This window comes from Phocaeicola sp. GP0067 (genome assembly GCF_031119655.1).
Taxonomy (GTDB): Bacteria; Bacteroidota; Bacteroidia; order Bacteroidales; family Bacteroidaceae; genus Phocaeicola; species Phocaeicola vulgatus.
This window is the reverse complement of the sequence record NZ_JAVHZY010000019.1, coordinates 61165-82341: the sequence shown is the minus strand read 5'-3', so window position 1 is coordinate 82341 and position 21177 is coordinate 61165. Positions and strand designations below refer to the sequence as shown.

General features: G+C 44.9%; 23 protein-coding genes and 3 pseudogenes. 13 read left to right on the top strand and 13 right to left on the bottom strand.

Features of this window, described 5'->3' with window-relative positions; all coding sequences use genetic code 11:
* Window positions 1-138 precede the first annotated feature (138 nt).
* The 3 genes and pseudogenes from RE317_RS14500 (at window position 139) to RE317_RS14490 (ending at window position 1975) form a co-directional block, all read left to right on the top strand.
* Window positions 139-991: pseudogene (locus RE317_RS14500) on the top strand (virulence RhuM family protein).
* Between the two features lie 16 nt (window positions 992-1007).
* Window positions 1008-1337, top strand: coding sequence for a hypothetical protein (locus RE317_RS14495; RefSeq protein WP_005868780.1), 330 nt, complete (start codon window positions 1008-1010; stop codon window positions 1335-1337).
* 41 nt (window positions 1338-1378) lie between these two features.
* Window positions 1379-1975: a recombinase family protein gene (locus RE317_RS14490; RefSeq protein WP_005868781.1), complete on the top strand. Its 597-nt coding sequence runs from the start codon at window positions 1379-1381 to the stop codon at window positions 1973-1975.
* 112 nt (window positions 1976-2087) lie between these two features.
* Here the strand turns inward: RE317_RS14490 and RE317_RS14485 are convergent, their stop codons facing one another.
* The 5 genes from RE317_RS14485 to RE317_RS14465 all read right to left on the bottom strand — a co-directional run bounded on the left by RE317_RS14485 (window position 2088) and on the right by RE317_RS14465 (window position 6515).
* On the bottom strand, window positions 2088-2486 hold the full coding sequence (locus RE317_RS14485; RefSeq protein ID WP_005868782.1) for a hypothetical protein: 399 nt from the start codon (window positions 2484-2486) through the stop codon (window positions 2088-2090).
* A 348-nt stretch (window positions 2487-2834) separates the two neighbouring features.
* Complete coding sequence (locus tag RE317_RS14480) at window positions 2835-3245, bottom strand: hypothetical protein (RefSeq protein WP_005868783.1); 411 nt, start codon at window positions 3243-3245, stop codon at window positions 2835-2837.
* Between the two features lie 176 nt (window positions 3246-3421).
* Window positions 3422-4048, bottom strand: a complete 627-nt coding sequence (locus RE317_RS14475; protein ID WP_005868785.1) for a RadC family protein — start codon at window positions 4046-4048, stop codon at window positions 3422-3424.
* A gap of 881 nt (window positions 4049-4929) precedes the next feature.
* Window positions 4930-6138 carry a hypothetical protein gene (locus RE317_RS14470; protein ID WP_005868786.1) on the bottom strand — a complete coding sequence of 403 codons (1209 nt, stop codon included), beginning with the start codon at window positions 6136-6138 and terminating at the stop codon, window positions 4930-4932.
* A 203-nt stretch (window positions 6139-6341) separates the two neighbouring features.
* On the bottom strand, window positions 6342-6515 hold the full coding sequence (locus RE317_RS14465) for a hypothetical protein (RefSeq protein WP_224201638.1): 174 nt from the start codon (window positions 6513-6515) through the stop codon (window positions 6342-6344).
* Between RE317_RS14465 and RE317_RS14460 the strand changes: the two are divergent.
* From RE317_RS14460 to RE317_RS14450, 3 genes and pseudogenes are all read left to right on the top strand, one after another.
* Window positions 6497-7756 (top strand): annotated as a pseudogene (locus tag RE317_RS14460) (IS1380 family transposase); the annotation flags it as partial. The gene RE317_RS14465 and the pseudogene RE317_RS14460 overlap by 19 nt on opposite strands.
* A gap of 114 nt (window positions 7757-7870) precedes the next feature.
* Complete coding sequence (locus tag RE317_RS14455; RefSeq protein ID WP_005868789.1) at window positions 7871-8263, top strand: MobC family plasmid mobilization relaxosome protein; 393 nt, start codon at window positions 7871-7873, stop codon at window positions 8261-8263.
* A complete protein-coding gene (locus tag RE317_RS14450; protein WP_005868790.1) occupies window positions 8260-9207 on the top strand; it encodes a relaxase/mobilization nuclease domain-containing protein in 948 nt (315 codons plus the stop codon). The genes RE317_RS14455 and RE317_RS14450 overlap by 4 nt, the downstream gene beginning before the upstream one ends.
* A 21-nt stretch (window positions 9208-9228) precedes the next feature.
* Here the strand turns inward: RE317_RS14450 and RE317_RS14445 are convergent, their stop codons facing one another.
* Entirely contained in the window at window positions 9229-9888 is a 660-nt protein-coding gene (locus RE317_RS14445; RefSeq protein ID WP_004329304.1) for an AraC family transcriptional regulator, read from the bottom strand.
* Between the two features lie 23 nt (window positions 9889-9911).
* Between RE317_RS14445 and RE317_RS14440 the strand changes: the two genes are divergently transcribed.
* Entirely contained in the window at window positions 9912-10100 is a 189-nt protein-coding gene (locus tag RE317_RS14440; RefSeq protein WP_005775886.1) for a hypothetical protein, read from the top strand.
* Between the two features lie 47 nt (window positions 10101-10147).
* Here RE317_RS14440 and RE317_RS14435 read toward each other — a convergent pair whose 3' ends face one another.
* A complete protein-coding gene (locus tag RE317_RS14435) occupies window positions 10148-11047 on the bottom strand; it encodes an AraC family transcriptional regulator (RefSeq protein ID WP_004329302.1) in 900 nt (299 codons plus the stop codon).
* A 130-nt stretch (window positions 11048-11177) separates the two neighbouring features.
* Between RE317_RS14435 and RE317_RS14430 the strand changes: the two genes are divergently transcribed.
* The 4 genes and pseudogenes from RE317_RS14430 to RE317_RS14415 form a co-directional block, all read left to right on the top strand.
* Window positions 11178-11954, top strand: a complete 777-nt coding sequence (locus RE317_RS14430) for an MBL fold metallo-hydrolase (RefSeq protein WP_004329300.1) — start codon at window positions 11178-11180, stop codon at window positions 11952-11954.
* Window positions 11951-12619 (top strand): radical SAM mobile pair protein A, encoded by a 669-nt coding sequence (locus tag RE317_RS14425; RefSeq protein WP_004329299.1) that lies wholly within the window; start codon window positions 11951-11953, stop codon window positions 12617-12619. Before RE317_RS14430 ends, RE317_RS14425 begins: the two co-directional genes overlap by 4 nt.
* The gene (locus RE317_RS14420) at window positions 12616-13491 is read left to right on the top strand and encodes a radical SAM mobile pair protein B (RefSeq protein WP_004329298.1); all 876 of its coding nucleotides are present in this window, start codon (window positions 12616-12618) and stop codon (window positions 13489-13491) included. The genes RE317_RS14425 and RE317_RS14420 overlap by 4 nt, the downstream gene beginning before the upstream one ends.
* Window positions 13492-13983, top strand: a pseudogene (locus tag RE317_RS14415) (sensor histidine kinase); the annotation flags it as partial. It lies immediately after the preceding gene.
* 274 nt (window positions 13984-14257) lie between these two features.
* Here RE317_RS14415 and RE317_RS14410 read toward each other — a convergent pair.
* From RE317_RS14410 to RE317_RS14400, 3 genes are all read right to left on the bottom strand, one after another.
* Window positions 14258-14896: a recombinase family protein gene (locus RE317_RS14410; RefSeq protein ID WP_303266250.1), complete on the bottom strand. Its 639-nt coding sequence runs from the start codon at window positions 14894-14896 to the stop codon at window positions 14258-14260.
* Between the two features lie 241 nt (window positions 14897-15137).
* Entirely contained in the window at window positions 15138-15974 is an 837-nt protein-coding gene (locus RE317_RS14405; RefSeq protein ID WP_005868798.1) for a virulence RhuM family protein, read from the bottom strand.
* A 3-nt stretch (window positions 15975-15977) separates the two neighbouring features.
* Window positions 15978-16307 (bottom strand): hypothetical protein, encoded by a 330-nt coding sequence (locus RE317_RS14400; RefSeq protein ID WP_005868799.1) that lies wholly within the window; start codon window positions 16305-16307, stop codon window positions 15978-15980.
* Window positions 16308-16593: 286 nt separating this feature from the next.
* Between RE317_RS14400 and RE317_RS14395 the strand changes: the two genes are divergently transcribed.
* Both RE317_RS14395 and RE317_RS14390 read left to right on the top strand, forming a co-directional pair.
* Window positions 16594-17352, top strand: a complete 759-nt coding sequence (locus RE317_RS14395) for a ParA family protein (RefSeq protein ID WP_005868802.1) — start codon at window positions 16594-16596, stop codon at window positions 17350-17352.
* 4 nt (window positions 17353-17356) lie between these two features.
* Window positions 17357-17614 carry a hypothetical protein gene (locus tag RE317_RS14390; protein WP_005648607.1) on the top strand — a complete coding sequence of 86 codons (258 nt, stop codon included), beginning with the start codon at window positions 17357-17359 and terminating at the stop codon, window positions 17612-17614.
* 188 nt (window positions 17615-17802) lie between these two features.
* On the opposite strand, the gene RE317_RS14385 is transcribed toward RE317_RS14390, so the two are convergent.
* From RE317_RS14385 to RE317_RS14375, 3 genes are read right to left on the bottom strand one after another with little or no spacing between them, the layout of a single operon-like run.
* Window positions 17803-18939 (bottom strand): fimbrillin family protein, encoded by a 1137-nt coding sequence (locus tag RE317_RS14385; protein ID WP_303266251.1) that lies wholly within the window; start codon window positions 18937-18939, stop codon window positions 17803-17805.
* A gap of 45 nt (window positions 18940-18984) precedes the next feature.
* Window positions 18985-19905 carry a DUF5119 domain-containing protein gene (locus tag RE317_RS14380; protein ID WP_005868808.1) on the bottom strand — a complete coding sequence of 307 codons (921 nt, stop codon included), beginning with the start codon at window positions 19903-19905 and terminating at the stop codon, window positions 18985-18987.
* A complete protein-coding gene (locus RE317_RS14375; RefSeq protein WP_005868809.1) occupies window positions 19902-21134 on the bottom strand; it encodes a DUF3575 domain-containing protein in 1233 nt (410 codons plus the stop codon). Before RE317_RS14375 ends, RE317_RS14380 begins: the two co-directional genes overlap by 4 nt.
* Between the last annotated feature and the right edge of the window lie 43 nt (window positions 21135-21177).

The window sequence follows — 21177 nt, the reverse complement described above, 5'->3', positions numbered from 1 at the left end:
TTTTAAAACAGCAGAATGTTTCTGTTTTATTAAAATAAAAAGGGAACAAATTTTTAAGGTAATACTTACGGAAAAAACAGACTTCATAACGTTTCTTTTTCGTACATTTGCAACAATATAATAAAAGCGAAACATATAATGGAGAAGCAAGGAGAAATCATACTATACCAACCGGATGAAGCTGTAAGGTTGGAAGTACGTTTAGAAGATGAAACCGTTTGGCTCACACAAGCGCAGATAGCAGAACTTTTTCAACGTGACAGAACCGTTATTACCAAACATATAAATAATGTTTTTAAGGAAAAGGAATTGGAAGAGAAAAGCAATGTGCATTTTTTGCACATTGCTAATTCCGATAAGCCTGTCAAGTTCTTTAGTCTAGACGTAATAATTTCAGTTGGATACAGAGTTAAAAGCGTAAGAGGTACGCAATTCAGGCAATGGGCAAATAAAATTTTAAAAGAATATTTATTGAAAGGTTATTCTATAAACCAACGGCTCAATGACATGGAATATAGAATGAACAATAGATTCTTCCAAATAGAGAAAACCATTGCTGAACATGATGCAAAGATAGACTTCTTTGTACGCACCTCATTGCCTCCGGTGGAAGGTATATTCTTTGACGGTCAGATATTCGATGCGTATAAGTTTGCTACAGATTTAATAAAGTCTGCCAAATGCTCACTTGTGCTTATCGACAACTATGTAGATGAATCCGTGTTACTCATGTTGAGCAAACGAAACAGTGGAGTATCAGCTACTATTTATACACAAAATAAACGCACAGCTCCAACTTGATTTAAACAAACACAATGACCAATATCCTCCCATTGAAGCTAGAACCTACAAAAGTAGTCATGACCGCTTCTTAATCATTGATAATACGGAAGTATATCATATTGGGGCATCGCTAAAGGATTTGGGCAAGAAAATGTTTGCTTTCTCCAAACTGGAACTTCCTGCCCATACGATAATTGATGTATTATGAAATAAGCTAATCACCCATGCGAGAAGCGGAAGAGAATATAAAATTCAAGATGGAAATTGACGTATTGGTTCCCATTCCACGTACTGTCACCCGTGATTTCACCAGTTTGAAGCACCTGCGTCAATGGCAGAAACGGAATGACATCGATGGTTCTCTTTACTGTTTTGCACACCGGGAATACCTGCTCAACGAAAAGGGAGAATGGGAACAATTTACCGTTATCGGCAAACAGGTAGTGACTATCGGAGAACTGGAAAGGCTTCTTTTGGCAATGAAGCAAAAGGGGTTCAACCAATACAGCCGTGAGGAATATGAAGAATTAATGTCTTCATATTTGAAAAAGTGAAGAATTAAAACCTTCATTACACATTTAAATACGAAAACAGGATGAAAATAGGATATGCCCGTGTTTCCACCAAGGAACAACATCTGGATATGCAACTGGAAGCGTTGAAGGCTGCCGGATGCGAGAAAATCTTCTCTGAGAAAATGACCGGACGTCAACAAAACCGCCCGGAACTGGATGCCTGCCTGAGCTTTCTCCGGGAAGGCGACACACTTGTCGTATATAAGCTGGACCGGCTTGGCCGTTCGCTGAAGAATATCCTTACGCTATTGGAAGATTTCAAGAATAGGGGCATCCAATTCACCTCACTGCAAGACAACATCAGTACGGAAGGCGCAATCGGCCAACTGATGAACAACATTCTCGGTGCTTTCGCTCAGTTTGAAAGAGACCTTATCTATGAGAGAACCCAAGAAGGCAGAAGAATCGCCAAGGAAAAAGGTGTCAAATTCGGCAGAAAGACACTTATCAACAAAAACAACATCGCCAAGCAGAAAAGCTGCATCCAACTCTATGAATCCGGAACGCCGGTAAGGGAGATACAGAAAATATTAAACATAGGCAGTAGCGGAACAGTATATCGCCTATTAAGAAGGAATGGAATTGCGCTGAAATCCGAGAACAAAAATAACAAATAACGAATAAACCTCTGCCCATCCTTCAAAGATGATTCTCAAAGATCGTCTGCAATTCCACCTCTCAGCAAGATTATAGGAAAGTCCCCTTCACGGGGACTGATTTTTTTTAATTTTAATACAATAACTCCATGCACTCCTGTACCGCTTTTTCCAATGCTTCTTCCAAACAACAAAAAGCGTCCGCATTACTTTCGGAGTCATACAACACATAATCTCCAGCCCTCACAACCACATGCCAGACCGCCACGTTTTGTTCTGTTTGAAACGTATATTCACGAGTCTGTATCATCCATTGGATACATGCTGCCAGTGTCGGGCACTCGCACATATACATCGGGGTATTCCTTCCCTCAATATCGGTGCGTAGCCTATCCTGTTTGTCATACCAATACTCACAAGGCACGTAATAGTATAATTCCTTCATCATAAGAGCTGTGTCGCTATTAACCAATCTCTCTTTGTTGATTTGTGTAATCAAATTTTCCATATTAGCATTATTTAAGTTGAACATCTGATTTATTCTTCAGCTAGATTCAAGACCTTTTCATTTTTTGTATCGGGAAGGTCTTTGGTCAGCCGACCTTTTTTTTGATGTCATTCCCCATCTGAGTTCTGAGCCTTTTTTCGGCATATCAAGGTCTGGATTGCAAGCAATAAGCCAAGTTTCACTTATGGAAAATGTCGGGAAGACACTTCTTCATCGTTATTTTCCATACAGTAAAGGCGCATGGCCGTAACTTGCCATTTGCGGAATCCCGAAACCTTTGCCGAGCAAAAAGCCGGACTCGGATCGGAGGAAAGAAGCCGGGGGAGGCAGCCCACAGAAAGGGCAATCCGATACAATCAAGAAATTAACCTGCTATACCCTTGTGCGAGTGAAATAATCCATCATAGACACTACATACCTAAGTAGTGGTATCAATACACCGATCACATATATCATAGCGTAGCCCAAAAGGACAAAAGGTAATGTTTTACGATAAAGACATGCAACAGCGAGCAATATAAACGAAAAAGAAAAGCCATAAACCCCATATTGAAAACCGGGTATCAACTCATAAACAGGTACGGGTTCCGGATGAAGCATGGCTCCGGCCACAATAGAATAAAGGCTGGTCAATAATATAAGCAGCGTATATAAGCAACTCTTAAGAATCCTGGGATCATTCCTTTTACAATAGAGAATCGTTCGGATATCACTTCTAAGAAACTCAATGCCCAGTAAGAGAGCCACCATAACGCCTGTATCAAAAGTAGAAAATACATTCATTCCGATCACCTTTGGCGCGAAGATATGTATTTATTCTGAAAAGCCACGTCTTTGCGTATTTTACGATGTCGCATCCGATAGTCCGGGAAGCATTTTTTTGGTTCTTTTTTGGGGTGACTGCCAAAAAAGAACCCCGAAGCCGAAATCCCGGGCAGACGGGATTTCTCCCGTCCACCTTACCTATTTTGCAATCTTCCCTCGTCCGCATAGCTATAATAGTTATTGCCTGCCACAATCACATGGTCAACCAAACGGATGTCTAATGTTTCAGCGGCTTTTTTAACTGCTTCCGTCAAGCGGTCATCCGCACTGCTGGGCTTGCGTGCTCCTGATGGGTGGTTATGTACCATGATAAAAGATACGGCGTTATAATACAATGCCTGCTTCATGATAACCCGTATATCCACAGGGGCGGTATTTATCCCGCCGCATGAGATACGGACTTTACGGATGAGTTTGGACGAACTGTTCAGCAACAGCACCCACATCTCTTCAGTAGCTATATCGCACAAAACAGGATGCATCATTTTATAAACATTATTGCTGGATAAAAGCGCAGGACTTTCAACTTGCCCTTCTTTCAGCCGTTTATATAGCTCAATCGCCGCATAAGCGACTTTTTTACGGCTGGGTGTTAGTGTTTCCAGTACATCAGACAAGCACAATCCTTCTATTTCCATCTGTTCATACTTATATTCTTCACGTTTCAGTTTCTCACTGTTCGTCAAGGTATAAATCAACTCGCTGTTTTCCATCACCCGATAAACGTCATTCACTTCAAATACGGTTCTCTTCGTTTTCATACTGCCAAAAATTAAAAGATTAATACTCGCAAACATCGCTTGTCGCCCCAACCATAAATTTTTCCTCAACTGATTGGGAACAGTGCATTGAAGAGAAAGCGGGAAAGACGGATCAGAACGGGATTGAACTGGTAAATACTACCTCCCGGAATGGGAGGATGGAGATTTGGCTTTTCAATATCGGGCGTTCCGGCCACGCCTACCTTCGCAATGTTCCTATCAGTTCAGGAAAAAATCATCATACCTCTCTTCCGGCATAGCCGGAGCGTAGAGCGTTAGGGATAGCAGGGAAAAGCCTGGAGGGTAACGAGGACTTGCAACGAATAGCCCGGTCAGAAGGGAACGCCCTGAAAAACTAATTCGGATACAGAAGATGAACAGAACCGCCTTCCAATCATATAAAAAAACGTGAAAATCAACACATACTTCCGAAAAATCTTTTTCCGAAAGTACGTATAGGGCATGTGAAGGGAAAATTTATTTTCCCAGTCATTTCTATGTTATCGCTTTGGGGATATTTAAAGGGGTTAGGAGTTTAGGTCTTTATTATGTATTTTGGTGGATGGTTTTACACAGCCGATACCTTTTATTTAAAAATTTCTCTCTTTTATTTCACTGATATACCGACATATAAAAAAAACAGGGATTACCTATTCCCTTCATTAACGGGTGGACGGTTTTACACAGCTGACAAGTGAAACCGGACGCTTTTACACAACTAAAGCAAAAGGAGTGGACGGTTCTACACAACTAGAAGCAACAAACGGGACACTTCTACACAACTAAAACAGGCAAAGCGGATGACTCCACACATCTAATCACCCCAATAGGGACACTTCTACACAACTAATTCTATAAAAAACCGTGAAACGTGGACGGTTCTACACAGCTGGATCGTCCATGTTCACCGCCCCGTCCGTCTCCGGAGATATGAACTCTTCAGGAGCAGGAGCAACTTCCGTTCCATTGGCACTCTCCAACTCTTCCTGTGCCCATCCTTCCGGAAACCTGCCGAATACAGCCACGAAATCACTGATATATATCTGTTTTTTCTTTTCTACGCTTTCCGGGGAGTTTGCCCATAAAAGGAACTCTTTATACAGTCCGGCATCTTCCTCCACCTCTTTGATCTTCTTCCTCCTGACAGCCATATCCGTGTCCGGGTAGGCAATCTCGACATACAGCCCAAGCAGGTTCTTATAGAATTTCTTCACCACGACAGCATATTGTCCTTCATCAAAATAGTGCAGCGTATGCCTAGGAAACGAGAACAACACGGTATATGCCCATCTCTCATGATCGCCTTTCACAAAAGAGAAATTGAAATTGGTATATTTCAGGTAAGTATTCATCTTTTTCAGTATCGAGGCGACCTTCTTTTTCCGGTCTTTGGGTTCGGCAATCTCTATGCCGAGCTTTTTAGCCAGCTGATCGACTGTCAGCACATAAAAAGGAGCCTCATTCTTGGTGGTCTTATACTTGATCAGGTAAACCATCTTGGAAAGTTCCAGATAGAAATAGCGGTAACGGCTGGGCAGGCTACGGTAATCCTGAAGTTCCAAGAGGTTATAGAGCGAGAACATGAAATTCTTTATCTCCGGGCTTACCACTGCCGAGTACAGCCTTTTCGTTGACTTCTTCGTCTTGAAATCGGTCATTATGTCGAAACGTTTCAAGATCTGCACGAAATTATAGGATGTACGGCCATCCTCGCCAATGGTCGGATAGCAGAGGTTCTCCAATCCCAGTTTATAGAGAGCCGCCTCAAAAACCGTCTCGATAGGATGGCTGATTCTCTGTCCTGCCGTGTCGGTACATACATATTCCGGCTGCATATTCTTTCCGAACATGGCCGCGAGCTGCCGGCTATCCAGCTTGCGCTGCAAGTTGGTACGGTCATACCCCATCTTACGGCAGAAGTCTTCTACGGAGAACCAGGAAGTCCCGAACAAGTCTTTGAGGTGATAGCTGCCCAGGTATATGATCAGATCGAGCATGACATTTCCACCTGCCTCATACAACCGTTCAATCAGCACGGAATTATAGCTTTCCCCAAGCACCCTAGGGACACGAATCAGTTCTTTTGCCATGATAATACTTACAAAATCAATCCTTTCTCTGTTTTCATTGCCACAAAGATAGGCATACCGGCCAACATACGCGTCATAATTATCAATCAGTTTTAACGGTATGACCGGTATGGGAAAAGGAGAAGTACTTTCCTGAAGAATGCTTTATCCGCCCTTCATCAGAAAGAAAGCATCTTACACCTGTACCCCATAGACATCCTATATTACTTTTTCAGTTCTTCCGATAAAAAGGAACGGTCTATCAATACTTGCACCAATGGTTTCTCTTTGACAAACTCATCAAGCTCACGCTTTATCAATTTATTGCCCAACCCTATGCGTCGTCCAAATTCCTCGAAATCCTTCCGCCCTACCTGATGAGCAATTTGACTCCACATTGTCATCTGTAATCGACTCAACCCTCGGTCTAAGGTGTAGATCGTTAGGTTATCAGTACAGCGAAATCATCCGTTCTCTCATGAGTATCTACTTCTGTGGTGGCTCATGTATTGAGGATGTCACTACTCATTTGATGAACCATCTCTCGCTTCATCCGACACTTCATACTTGTAGTTCTGATACTATCCTCAGAGCGATAAAGGAACTGACGCAAGAAAACATCTCATACACATCAGATACGGGTAAGAACTACGATTTCAACACGGCTGACACTCTCAATACTTTACTGCTCAATTGTATGTTTGCATCTGACCAACTGAAAGAGGGTGAGAAGTATGATGCAAAGCCTACATACAAGAAGTTCTCTGGTTATCGCCCTGGCGTGGCGGTTATTGGTGACTTGATTGTTGGCATTGAGAATAGCGATGGTAACACAAAAGTTCCATTTCATGGCACGTTTTCTCGCCATGGCAGAGCTTAAGTAAACTTAGCTCTGCTCATCTGGCTTAACGAAAACCTTCGTTTTCATCAGAAGGACACGCTGAAGAGGTTCTTTGAGAGATTTGAACAGAACAGGCTCACTATCAATCGTTTCAGAGCTGATTGCGGATCATGTTCCGAGGAAATCGTGGAGGAAATAGAGAAACACTGCAAGTCCTTCTATATCCGCACTAACCGCTGCAGTTCGCTCTACAATGACATATTTGCTCTCAGAGGCTGGAAGACTGAGGAAATCAATGGCATTGAGTTTGAATTGAACTCTATCCTTGTTGAGAAGTGGAAGGGTAAAGCATACCGACTTGTGATTCAAAGACAGAAACGGATGGATGGTGTGCAGGATCTTTGGGAAGGAGAATACACATACCGTTGTATCCTGACTAACGACTATGAATCTTCCGTAAGAGAAATTGTCGAGTTCTATAACCTTCGTGGAGGAAAGGAACGTATCTTTGATGATATGAACAATGGTTTCGGGTGGGACAGATTGCCCAAATCCTTCATGGCCGAGAACACTGTGTTCCTTCTTCTTACAGCACTTATCCGTAACTTCTACAAGGCCATTATCCAAAGACTTGACGTAAAGAGGTTCGGACTCAATGCAACAAGTCGCATAAAAGCGTTTGTCTTCAGGTTTATCTCTGTACCAGCCAAGTGGATCAGGACATCAAGGCGGTATGTGCTGAATATCTATACCTGTAACAATGCTTACGCAGATATTTTTCAGACTGATTTTGGATAACGCCTACAACTTATGGGTATGATACTGCGTATTGTCTCAAGTCGCATTGTGGGGTAAGGGGATGTTGTAGGCAGAAGTGGGTGTTTCTGCCTCAATTTATCTGATAATTCAGTAATGAGAGGACGTGTACACGCAAGAAGGACGTTGAAGGGCTTAGTTGCGGATTTGAGGCAGGTAAGAAAATACAAAGAATTAACAGCAACCGAGAAACTGAAATACCGTATCGCAGTGAAAATGACGGCAGCCGACTACTTCCGCCTGCTGACACGATCGCATGAGGCGGGCGTATCACCAAGCGAGTACATGAGGGAATGTTTCCGTAACGGTCATGTGAAAGAACGGCTGTCGGAGGAACATGCCGGATACATCCGCCAACTCTGCGGCATGGCTAACAATCTCAACCAGCTTGCGCGTAAGGCAAACGCCGGAGGCTTCCACGATGAACGGTGGGACTGCAAGGTGGCAGTGGCAAGGATTCATGAACTTATAACCAAGATAGGGATATGATGGCGAAAATCGTAAAAGGAAGCGACTTCAAGGGTGCGGTGGATTACATCATCGACAAGAAGAAGGATACGCAGATAGTAGCAAGCGAAGGCTTGTTTATGGAAAATCTGGAAACTATCGCCATGAGTTTCAATGCCCAGTCACGGATGAACGATAAGGTGACAAAACCTGTCGGACATATCGCGTTGAGTTTTTCCAAAGAGGATGAGTTACGGCTGACGAACCGTATCATGGCAGGCATCGCGCTTGAATATATGGAACGGATGGGAATCAAGAATACGCAGTTCTTCATCGCCCAGCATTTCGACAAGGAGCATCCGCACGTGCATATTGCTTTCAACCGCATAGACAACAACGGCAATACCATATCGGACAGGCACGAGCGTCTGCGCAGTACCCGCATCTGCAAGGAATTGACCTTGAAATACGGCTTGCATATGGCTGGCGGAAAGGACAATGTCAAACGCAACCGCCTGAAAGAGCCAGACAGGACGAAATATGCGCTTTACGACATCATCAAAATGGAAGTCGGCAGATGCGGCAACTGGAACGTGCTTATCGCCAACCTGAAACGGCAGGGAGTGGAAGTACATTTCAAGCATAAGGGGCAGACCAGCGAGGTGCAGGGTGTTGTATTCTCCATGAATGGCTACCATTTCAACGGCTCCAAAGTGGACAGGCGTTTCAGTTATTCCAAGATTGACGCGGCTTTGCAGCACAACAGATGCAGGGAACGTATGGGAATAACAGCCGGAATATATGAAACGGCTACACCAAGCGCACCGTCCGGCACGGCACAAAGCGAGTTGTTCAACGGCTCTTGGGGATTGCTAAAAAGCAGTGGCTCATCTTATAACACTGCTGATGCGGAAGCCAATCAGGAAATGGTGGATATACTTCGCAGAAGGAAGAAAGTTAAGCGCAAGAGAGGTGTTGGGTTCTAATATTCTGTACTAATCCAATTCTCACGACACTTGCGCTCTATATTCATTCGGAGTGTAACCTACCTCTTTCTTGAACAGTCGGGTAAAATGTTGCGGGTACTGAAAACCGAGATTATAGGCGATTTCATTAACGGTGTCGTCTGTAGATGCAAGTTCCGTCTTGGCTATTTCAATAGACTTGTCATGAATGAAATGCAGGGCGGTTGAACCTGTTTCTTTTTTCAATAAATCACTGAAATAGTTGGGCGAGAGGCAGAGCTTGTCTGCACAATACTGTACAGTGGGCAAGCCTATCCGTTTAGCAGCCCCATCATGGAAGTATTCGTCAAGCAACCGCTCAAATCTTGCGAGGATGTCTCGGTTTTGGTTGTCGCGTGTGATGAACTGACGGTCATAGAAACGTGTGCAGTAATCAAGGAACGTCTTGATGCTGTCTGTGATGAGGTTCTTGCTGTGACGGTGTATCGGATGGTTCAATTCATATTGAATCTTGTGGAAGCAATCCATGATGATTTGCCGTTCTTCCACACTAAGGTGCAATGCCTCGTTTGTCTCGTAGGAAAAGAACGAATATTCACGCATTATCCGCCCGAGAGGTGTATTCCGCAGCAGGTCGGGATGGAACATAAGCAGGTAGCCATCTGGTTGGAACTGCATGCCGTCATCTTCCGCACCGAACACCTGTCCGGGCGCGATAAATATCAGTGTGCATAATTATTCCTAAGTCTGTGAAACCGGAACGCATGAAGCAGAATCTCGACATATTAGACTTCACCCTGTCGGCCGACGACATGGCACGGATAAAGACGCTGGATACCGACAAGCCTTTCTTACTCGGCTCGCACGAAGATCCAGAAATCGTAAAATGGTTCATGCAGTACAAAAACGCCTGAACATCAACAACCATATTTCGATAGCCGCTATCGACTATATTAAGAAGTTATTCGTATATGCCTTTATTGTAATCCGTCATGTACTGAGTAAATGTTTTGCCTGTTTGCTGTTTGAAGAAGCGCATGAGATGGCTCGGATCAGAGAAATTGAAATCATCCGCCATTTCACTGACAGTGCGGTTGGAGAATAGCAATTCGTTCTTCAGTTCCTCAAGCAGACGTTGTTTTATCAAATGGGTAGCTGATACTCCGAATTGGGCTTTTACTGAGTTATTGAGTGTGATGCGACTGACATGAAGCATGTCTGCATATTCCTGCACCCGCTGGTGGGTGCGGATATTCTGTTCCAACAAGTCCTTGAACCGAAAAGCGAAATTGTTTTTAGCAATTTCAGCGGGCAAGCAATAGGCGGCAGCGTATGTACGATTGATAATCAGCAAAAGATAATATAGTAAGGAAACAATGATATTGTACGTATCGGACACTGGATTCATCAGCTCATACTTAATCTTTCCGAGCAGCCGCATATATTCCTTCATTTCGTCATGTGTGGCATTGATGTAAGGCGGCGTATCTGTCTGGTAACAATACAAAAGGCGAAAAACGAAGAACTTGTCGGCGATAAAAGTACGCATGAAATCTTCGCGGAATATAAGGAACGTGTAATCCAACGCCGTCTCATCTACATGCCACTCTTGTTGCTGATGGGGTGAAAGCAGGAGAACCATGCCGTCGCGCAGTTCAATCTTGCGGAAGTTCAGTAGCAAATATCCGTTTGCCTTACGGAAAAAGTAGAAGCTGAAGAAGTCTGTCTTAAACCGCTTGTTTTCTGTCAGCACAAGTCCGATGTCCTTGTTTATGGCAGTATTGATGTAAAAATCCACGCCGCAGCGTGTCTTGTTGAACGGTACGCTGACCAGTCGATCAGGGTTGATTATCTCGTCCATATCCTTGTCGTTTTTGCAAAGATAATAATTTCATTTATCAAAATGGCATAATTACCGTTTTTTCAGGCATAGATGTTTCGCCGGATTCTTCCGAACTTTGCACCCGTAATCAATAACAAGACATATAGTCATGAAAAAGACATCTACAGTACAATTGGTGCGCAATGCCACCTTGAAAATCAGGTATGCGGGACACACCATGCTAATTGACCCCGTTTTAGCCGACAAAGGCACTTTGATATCGGCCCTCGGTGTGAATAAAACACCGAGGGTACACCTCACCATTCCTATTCAGGATATTATCGGAGGCGTGGACATGGTGCTCCTGACCCACAATCACATCGACCATTACGAGCCGAGTGTCCCCACACATTTGCCCAAAGAAATTCCTTTCTACGTTCAGCCCCAGGACGCGGACGCCATCAGAAACGACGGATTTACAAATGTGATACCCATCGAAGAAATAAAAACAATAGACGGCATATCCATTTACCGCACGACCGGACATCATGGTTTCGGGCAGATCGGGCAGATGATGGGACCTGTATCAGGTTATGTGCTAAAAGCCGAGGGCTTCCCGACCGTTTATATAATGGGTGACTGCCGATGGGAAGCATGTATCCGAGACACCGTGGAACGGTTCAATCCTGACTATATCGTGGTAAACTCCGGAGGTGCAATCTTTCCCGAATTTTCCAAAACGGACGGTCCTATCATCCCCGACGAGAACGAAGTGATGCAGATACTTGACGAATTGCCTTCGCATATCAAGCTGATAGCCGTACACATGGATGCCATCGACCATTGCCAGACCACCCGTGCAATTCTGCGCAATGAGGCAACGCATCACGAAGCCGACATGAGCCGGCTGATTATCCCGGAGGACGGAGAAACAGTTGTGTTATGAGTGTCTGCATTAAATCCCTGATAAAAAACATGAACATAGTGGTAGGGTGCACTATAGGATGCCCTTACTGCTATGCCCGTAACAACTGCCGCCGTTTCCACATTACCGACGACTTTTCCGTGCCTGAATACATGGAACGAAAACTGCGCATCATCGATACGTCCCGTCCTCATGTGTGGCTCATGACAGGAATGAGCGATTTCTCCGATTGGAAGCCTGAATGGAACGCAGAAATTTTCGAGCGGATCAGCAGCAATCCCCAGCACGCCTATATCTTTCTGACGAAGCGCCCTGACAAAATCAGTTTCTCCTCTGACGACGAGAACGTATGGATGGGCGTGACCGTTACGCGCAGTTCCGAGAAAAGGAGGATTGATGATTTGAAAAAGAATATCAAAGCACGACACTACCATGTCACGTTTGAACCTCTCTTCGATGATATCGGCGAGATTGATTTCGAGGGAATTGACTGGATTGTCATAGGCACAGAGACCGGAAACCGAAAAGGAAAGTCATATTCGCGCCCCGAATGGGTGCTTAGCATTGCAGAACAGGCAAAGGCTCATGGCATACCGGTGTTCATGAAAGAGGATTTGCTGCCGATTATGGGCGACGAAAGAATGATTCAGGAATTGCCGGAACAATTTACCAGACGAATACAATGAATATGGATACAATAAAGGAAATAGATGTAAAGAGTGTAATGACCAAATCCTCTCTGCCGGTGGGAGGATATTCGGTCAACCCTTATGTAGGGTGTCCCCACGCCTGCAGGTATTGCTACGCATCGTTCATGAAACGGTTCACCGGGCACACCGAGCCGTGGGGTACGTTTTTAGATGTAAAAAACTGGAAGCCGATAACGAATCCTCATAAATACGACGGTGAACGTGTTGTAATAGGGTCTGTGACGGACGGTTACAATCCGTATGAAGAAGAATTCCACCGTACCCGAAGGCTGCTCGAAGAGCTGCGAGGAAGCGATGCCGAGATTATGATATGCACAAAGTCCGATCTTGTCCTTCGCGATCTCGACCTGTTGAAGAGTTTTCCCAAAGTGACTGTGTCATGGTCTGTCAATACGCTCGACGAGCAGTTCTGCGCAGATATGGACAACGCCGTAAGCATTGAACGCCGTCTGAAAGCGATGCGTCAGACATACGAGGCAGGTATCCGCACCGTATGCTTCGTCTCGCCCATATTCCCCAGAATAACAGACGTAAAGGCAATAATAGAGGAGGTAAAAGATTATGCTGATTTAATCTGGCTTGAAAACCTGAATTTACGCGGGCAGTTCAAAGGCGGGATAATGACGTATATCCGTGAGAAGTATCCTGACCTCATACCGCTTTACGAGGAAATTTACAATAAAAAAAGGCTTGAATACTGGCAGGCATTGGAGCAGGACATTTCAAATTACGCCAAGGAGCAGGGCTTCCCGTATCGTATAAACGATCTGCCATACGGACGCTCGGAAAAAGGCAAACCTGTCATCGTAAACTACTTCTACCACGAAAAAATACGATTGACAAAATGAGGCTATGCCGGACTGATGCAGAAAAGTTGTAGCGCGGATAAAAGCACCATGTATGTGGATAATATCCGGCAATCTTCCGAGCGTATGCGGGAGATGCTCAACACGCTGCTGGATTTCTTCCGTCTGGACAACGGCAAGGAGCAACCCAACCTTTCCCCTTGCAGGATTTCCGCAATCACGCATATTCTTGAAACGGAGTTCATGCCCATTGCCATGAACAAGGGGCTGACTTTGATAGTGGAGAGCCACACCGATGCGGTGGTTTTGACCGACAAGGAACGTATCCTGCAAATCGGCAACAACTTGTTGTCAAACGCCATCAAGTTCACGGATAACGGTAGTGTATCATTGGCAGCGGATTATGATAACGGTTTGCTGAAACTTATCGTTGAAGATACCGGTACGGGCATGACCGAAGATGAGCAACAACGAGTATTCGGTGCATTTGAACGTCTTTCAAATGCCGCCGCAAAAGACGGCTTCGGATTAGGCTTCCTGCAACCAGCCGTTATCCAACAGCCGGGTTAAATGCGTCCTCCCTATCTCGGCCGTCCCTTGCAGGACGACACAGCGGTCTTTCTCCTGGAGCTTTCTTAATTCCTCCAGTGAAGCCGCCATTTTCTCCGCCATTGTTGCCATAACCGTTTTTATTTAGATTCTGATTATTTTCGTGCAAATACTCGTTTTTAGACACGTGTAAATACTCGTTTTTAATTATGTGCATTTACTCGTATTTGTTGCAAAAATACAATATTTGTTCCGATAATCAGCTACTAATGAAGTCTTTTTTTACTTGTTGTATCGTCGAAACGGCCTTTCCCGTGAGCTTCGCCACGTTCCGGATCGAGTAGCCTTTCTTTAACAAGGCGATCGCCTCCCGGTATTCCTCTTTCCTCTGTTCGGCCGTTTTCCAGCTTCCCGGCTTCCGTCCCAGCCTGCCCCCTTTCTGGATGTACAACTCCCGTCCGCTATTAAGGCGGTCGATGATCCCCTGGCGTTCGATCGCGGCCAGTTCCCCCAACAGGGTAGTGATCAGAGAGGACAAGGGGTTTACCGTCTTGTCCGGCCGTAACGTTTCCAGGTTCAGGTTTTGAATATACACGCATATTTTATGCGTGTGCAGCGTATCGAGTGACTTTAGGATCTCCAGGGTTGAACGCCCCAGGCGTGAGATCTCGGTCAGCAACAACATATCCACCCGGTTCTGCGGATCTGTGCAGTATTCCAGGCAACGGCTTAAAACCGGGCGTTCGATATTGGCCTTTCGTCCGCTTATCTTTTCCTCAAAGACCGCCGTCACCTCGTACCCCCGTCCGGCTGCGAACCTCTCCAGATCGACAACCTGCCGTTCGGTCGATTGCCTGGCCGACTGCGAGCTTACACGTGAATAAATAACCACATTCATCCCTTTTGCTTTTGTTCTTCCTTATCTATTGTTTTAATCACCTTATCCACCTCTTTCAAGGAGGCATTATTTCCGGATCTATCCAAAAAAGAAATTCGCTAATTAACCTATAATTACTATCTTTGCATTGTAATGCTTGGTAAAGCCTCTGTTATCAAAACACGTAACCAAGTCAAGGATATACCCGTTCATCAAGAACGGGTTTTTCTTTTGCGACAGCCCATTCATAAGACAAAGGATATTATAACAGGTCAGTAATCACAGCCGCCGGAATATCCAGCTTTGAGAAAGCGAACATCTTTTTCCCCAGATCCTTTAACGAGGCTCCGATATGGTACACGTCCGTTTCATCAACGATCAGGAAACGGTCGTGACTGTCCCGGTACGTCCTGATGTCGATAGGTGGGTACTGGCTGTTATGCCTGTCAAGATCAAGTTGGAGTTGCTGCGTGATACGCTGGGTGTAAATGGTGGCCGAGACACCGACGCTGCGTTTACTCAACATGAGCAAGACCGTTTCGTCCACATAGTTGTCGATAAGCACGATCGAACGCCTGGCCGACTTTACCAGATCGGTAGCGAACTTGTACGCATCGAAAATCTGGCCGTTATAAAAAATGCCTTCGACCGGGGGCAAGGCAGTACGCACAAAAAAATCTATCTTCTCGGTATGTTGAGCGACAGTCCTTTCAAGTTCTGACAAACGTTTATTAATGGAATACCCTTTTAAAAGATAGTCCTTTAAAACCTTATTCGCCCATTGCCTAAATAAAATACCTCTTTTACTATTGACACGAAACCCAATGGATATGATCGCATCCAAATTGTAATAAGTCAGATTGCGCATCACTTGCCGTTTGCCTTCCTGTCGAACTGTTCGGAAATCCCGAACAGTTGAACTTTCCTCTAATTCTTTCTGATCATATATGTTTTTTATATGCTCGCTTATATTTGCTTTGCTGGATTGAAAAAGATCCACAATTTGCGCCTGTGTCAGCCAAACGGTTTCATCTTCCAGCCTCACTTCCAACCTGACCGCTTCATCCGGCTGGTATAATATGATTTCTCCCTGTTCCATTACTTATTTACCTTTTCTTAATTCATCAAGCCTCTGCATCGCACCGCTGAACTTCTCACTAAACATCATATCATCGGGCAAAACAAACCAGGTGGGAATACCTCTCGACTGTGGATTACCTATACATTCATCTTGCCCGTTCTGTTTGCGGTAATCGTCCCATTCACTATAAGCGATGTTCCAACGAATACCTAATTTATAGGTATTTTCCCATTTAATAATAGCCAGTGAATAGGCCGGATCATCTTTGCCGTCATAAATCACTTCTACAACTTCAACCACCCCTTTAGGGGAATTTATAAACTTCGGATTTTTATACGAATAAGTGCTCATGTCTTTTATTTTTTATTCATAGCACACAAAGATACTCAAAACAAATATATACATATATACATACGTATGATTAACGTATAAAAACATTTATGGTTATTCTAATCTTTGATTAATTCCGGTACAGAAACAAAACGTACCGAAAGACGGAAACAGGATTTATTTCGGTACGCTTCCCCGATCGGTACAAAAAACACGCAAAAAACGAAAATACTACTTTTAGTCTTTTAGTATATTAGTATTTTGACTATATGTTGCGGACATGACAACCATTTAAAAAACTGAATTTATGAGCAAAGCAAAAGTAATCTCCGTATTGAATCACAAGGGGGGAGTAGGAAAGACCACAACCACGATCAACCTGGGCGGTGCGTTACGTCAAAAAGGGTACAAGGTTCTTTTGATCGACCTTGACGGGCAGGCCAACCTGACCGAATCGCTGGGCTTCTCTGCGGAGCTTCCCCAAACGATCTACGGTGCGATGAAAGGCGAATACGACCTGCCGATCTACGAGCATAAGGACGGCCTTAGCGTCGTTCCCTCCTGCCTGGATCTCTCGGCCGTTGAAACGGAGTTAATCAACGAGGCCGGACGGGAGCTTATCTTAGCCCACCTTATCAAGGGCCAAAAGGAGAAATTCGATTATATCCTGATCGACTGTCCCCCCTCGCTGTCGCTGCTCACGCTTAACGCACTGACGGCCTCGGATCGGTTGATTATCCCGGTTCAGGCTCAATTCCTGGCAATGCGTGGAATGGCCAAACTTATGCAGGTCGTCCACAAGGTGCAGCAACGTTTGAACTCGGATCTTTCGATAGCCGGGGTTCTGATAACCCAGTACGACGGAAGAAAGAACCTGAACAAGAGCGTTTCGGAACTGGTACAGGAAACATTCCAGGGCAAAGTGTTCAGCACCCATATACGCAACGCCATTACGCTGGCCGAAGCCCCGACACAAGGGCAGGATATTTTTCACTATGCCCCCAAATCTGCCGGGGCAGAGGACTACGAAAAGGTATGTAACGAACTGCTAACAGAAATAAAGTAACCATATGGCAAAGAAGAACGATTTAAAAAACAGTATGTCGGCCGGGCTGACCGGGGGATTAGACAGCCTGATCCAATCCACGGCCGGGCAAAAAGAGGCTCAAAAGCCGAAGAAAGCGAAAACCGTGCATTGTAATTTTGTCATGGACGAAACCTATCACCAGAACTTAAAGCTGATCGCGATCCGCAAAGGCGATTCGCTAAAATCGGTATTGCAAGAGGCTATATCTGACTACTTGGATAAAAACAGTTCCCTGCTATAACAGCGTATCGGGAATATACAGGGCAAACACTCCACAAAAGAAATTCTCCAGGAAAAAGGTACGCAAAAAGCACCCCTACACATCAAAAAGTATATTGAAAATGCGATTCCCTATAAAGAACCCGTTGGCGGGATTAATCTTGCGTATGTTTAACCTGCCAACGGGTACGATATTGATAAACTTTTTGTTTAAGGTTTAACGTTTACGTTGCTATTTGCATCAACCCAGCCTGTTGTCTCTGCATCAAACTGGATCGGATTCAACACAGCCTCTCCCTGATCAGTATAACCACCACCGAAAATCAACGTGTAGATATGACGCTTGCCCGCTACCCATGTATCTCCGAACGGAACATAAATTGTTCCGTAACTATCTGCTGAACCCAACAGATAACCTCCGGACTGCTGGATTTTGCAGGTGATCGACAGGTAACATTGATGCGCACCGTCGGCTTTTATCTTGGTATTGGTGGCTTCTTCGGAAACTTTCCATGCTGTCAGCTTCTGTGGTATATTCAGCATAGGAGTTTTTTCGGAAATATCGGTAGCTGTGGTATTACTATTGACCTCGATGAATTTGCCTTGCACTACGGTAATAAAACCTCCTCCTGTAGAGCTTTCAGGCCAATCACCCACAGCCCAACTTCCCGTTCCATCGGCTGTCGCAGGCAATGTGTAGACGCCGCCCATTTTTACATTAAAAATCTTGATGTCCTTTATATTCACCTGCATGTTATCGTATTCGGTCTTTGCTTTGAATACGACCTGTGACAGAATATGCTTGAAGTTAAATTTCACTACTCCGTTGTTCTTGTCTTTTGTCTGGCCTTTGGCTATGGCATACATCACGTCGTAGTTTTCATGAGCATTGATACCAGATCCATACTCATCGGAGCAGGAATAAGTTATCTTTTGAGTATCCTTGGTGACTTCCCACATATAACTCCACTGCATGGCTTCATCAACCGTTCCGGGATTGAATGCGTAAAAGTCCAAAGCCTCGGTAGGCCAATAACGAAGGTCGCTCGCATTTTTATAATCCCACTTACCATTATTGTACACGATATTCACTCCGTCATGTCCAAAATCCGTGTCTACCTTTCCCATGAAGGCAGTACCATCCGCCGTAAAAGCGAACACGTCGAAATCGGTGTTCTTCAAGTTGGTGTTGGTAGTAGGGGTAGCCCTCGTTTCCGCCGCATTACTTAACACGTTAAAACCAATCGCATTCCGTGAGGAGGTTTCCACATTCGCAATCTCCTCGTCTGAGCAACCCATGAGTAGAGCTCCAAAGATTGCCCAAAGCATTACTGTACTTTTTTTCATAAATAAAAATAAATCAAATTGATACATATAATTAATAAACTCATATTACAACACTATATCCATATTCACATCATCCCAATCATCAACGTCCACATCAAATCCCGCACCGTCACTTCCCGGCTCGGATGGAACCTCATAATCAAAATTCAACACCAGATGCACATCACCGACATGCCCCACTACCGGGACATCATGCACTTGGCCGCTCACGTCCTGTTCCAATACAGACATGCTGCCTGAACGGTTCTTGAGATACAACCGGAAAACATTGGGCTCTCCTTCAAGTGCGGAATGTCCAAACGTATAGAATCCGCCTATAATCTGATTCCGTGAAACCATTCCATCAAAGAGCAGGCTCTCCGAAAGACCGGCGGGCAAACTGTCGGCGGACATGTTAAGCGAGCCGGACATGCCGGAAAGAGCGGCCCGCAAATCCGCCACCCTATCCAGTCCCCGAAGACCGTTCACCTCATACGTGTAGTGACATACCATGTTTACGGGAGTCAGCCGTACTATCTCCGCGCTTCCTCCCGGAATGTCCTTGAGGATAACTTCGTCTATATGGTCGCCACACAGCCAAGGTGGGGTGACAGCCATTGTCCGGTTATCCGGCGACTGCACATCACGCGTATCGGCAGTAAAAAGCGTGTAACTGCCGTTTTCTTTCCAAACCATCCCGTCGGTATCGTAGTTGAAGCAAATTACCCGGTAATCATTCTCGGGAAGCTCCACTTCCCCATCCTCTCCTCCGGGGAAATCAAATATCCACGTGTTGCTTTCATCGTCGGTCGGATAAAATACGACCCTCATGCCTTCAGGCTTGTCATGATTGGAAATCTTGGTCCAGTCGAATATTACCCGCACCGTGGCAAAGTGCGGATGATCGTAACATAAATCCTTATGCTCACAAGCCGTCAGTCCTATCCATAAAAATATGAACACCAGACTAAAGCGTATCCGTATCACTGCCTGCCTCCTTTCTTCCGGCTATAATTCCCCCGCCCGATCAACCACACCAAAGAGATACCCGCCTTGGTCGGGCCGAACCAGCGGCGGTTTTTAGTGGTCTGCCATACATAGTGACCGTCCAAAGGGATGTACTCCTTGTACGATCCTCCAAGGTAGCCGATTCCCAACGTGAAATCCACATTGAACCGATGTCCCACAGGTAACGAGTAGCCGTAAGCCACGCCTCCCCCGTAACTCCATTTATCCCCCAAGTAACCTTTCCCACCCAATTCGAAATCATAGGTGACGATCTGCCCGTACAATCCGACATGATGCCCGGAAAACGGTTTTTCCACCGCTCTCCGACCGAACCAGCGGCGCAACTCCACATCTCCCCCATAGATACGCCAATAATTATGCTTCCGATCACTTTTCCACCAGGCATACATCCAATTCCCGGCCACAGACCAGTTCTTCCCCAAACAGAACTCAACCCCGATGTCAGGTATCAAAACAGCGTCATAAAGCAAGTTTGTTTTCACCGCCATGCAAAACGGCCGTTTCTTTACCGGAGCTATGACGGTAACGGTATCACGGATGCACAACGTATCACGTGTATGTATATATACCGTATCTCTGACGGGATTTATCGGATCACTATCATAGCATATTTTCACCATCGACGAACGAAGTTTCGGAAAATGGAATTTATACAAATATGAGTATGGCCTCCCCCCTTTCAGTCTTTTCAGTTCTCCCCCCAAATAAGGGCTGTCCTGGTTTTCCAAACGGACGATCTTCTCCAACAAACGAAGGACATCCTCTCTCTCCGGAACATTCACATCCGCTCTCACCATCGTTATAAGTCCGTTCCAGTCGCTTCCCGAAAAATGAAAATCCTTCTCCAATACCGGAATCTTTATATAAGGTGATATATACCGCCACAAAACCTCTGCTCGTTTTTCAGACAGCCTTCCATTCAACAGCCCCCCTCCTTCCGGGGAAGCTCCTCCTATTATTTGAATTTTCCTGATAAGACGGACGGAGTCGTTCAATGCGGAACAGATTTTAGCAAACCGCTCCATCTCGTTCCCATTGTCAAGTAAACATGTATCTATATTTACCTTTCCTTGATGAAAATAGATCCTTACCGAATCACGCTTCTCCTGAGCGGATATTTCTCCGCTTATACTCAACACGAGCACGAACAATACACATTTAATATAAAAAAAACATCTTTTCGTCATTTAATCATTTGTTAATATGACAATCCAAACCCAGGCTTTTACA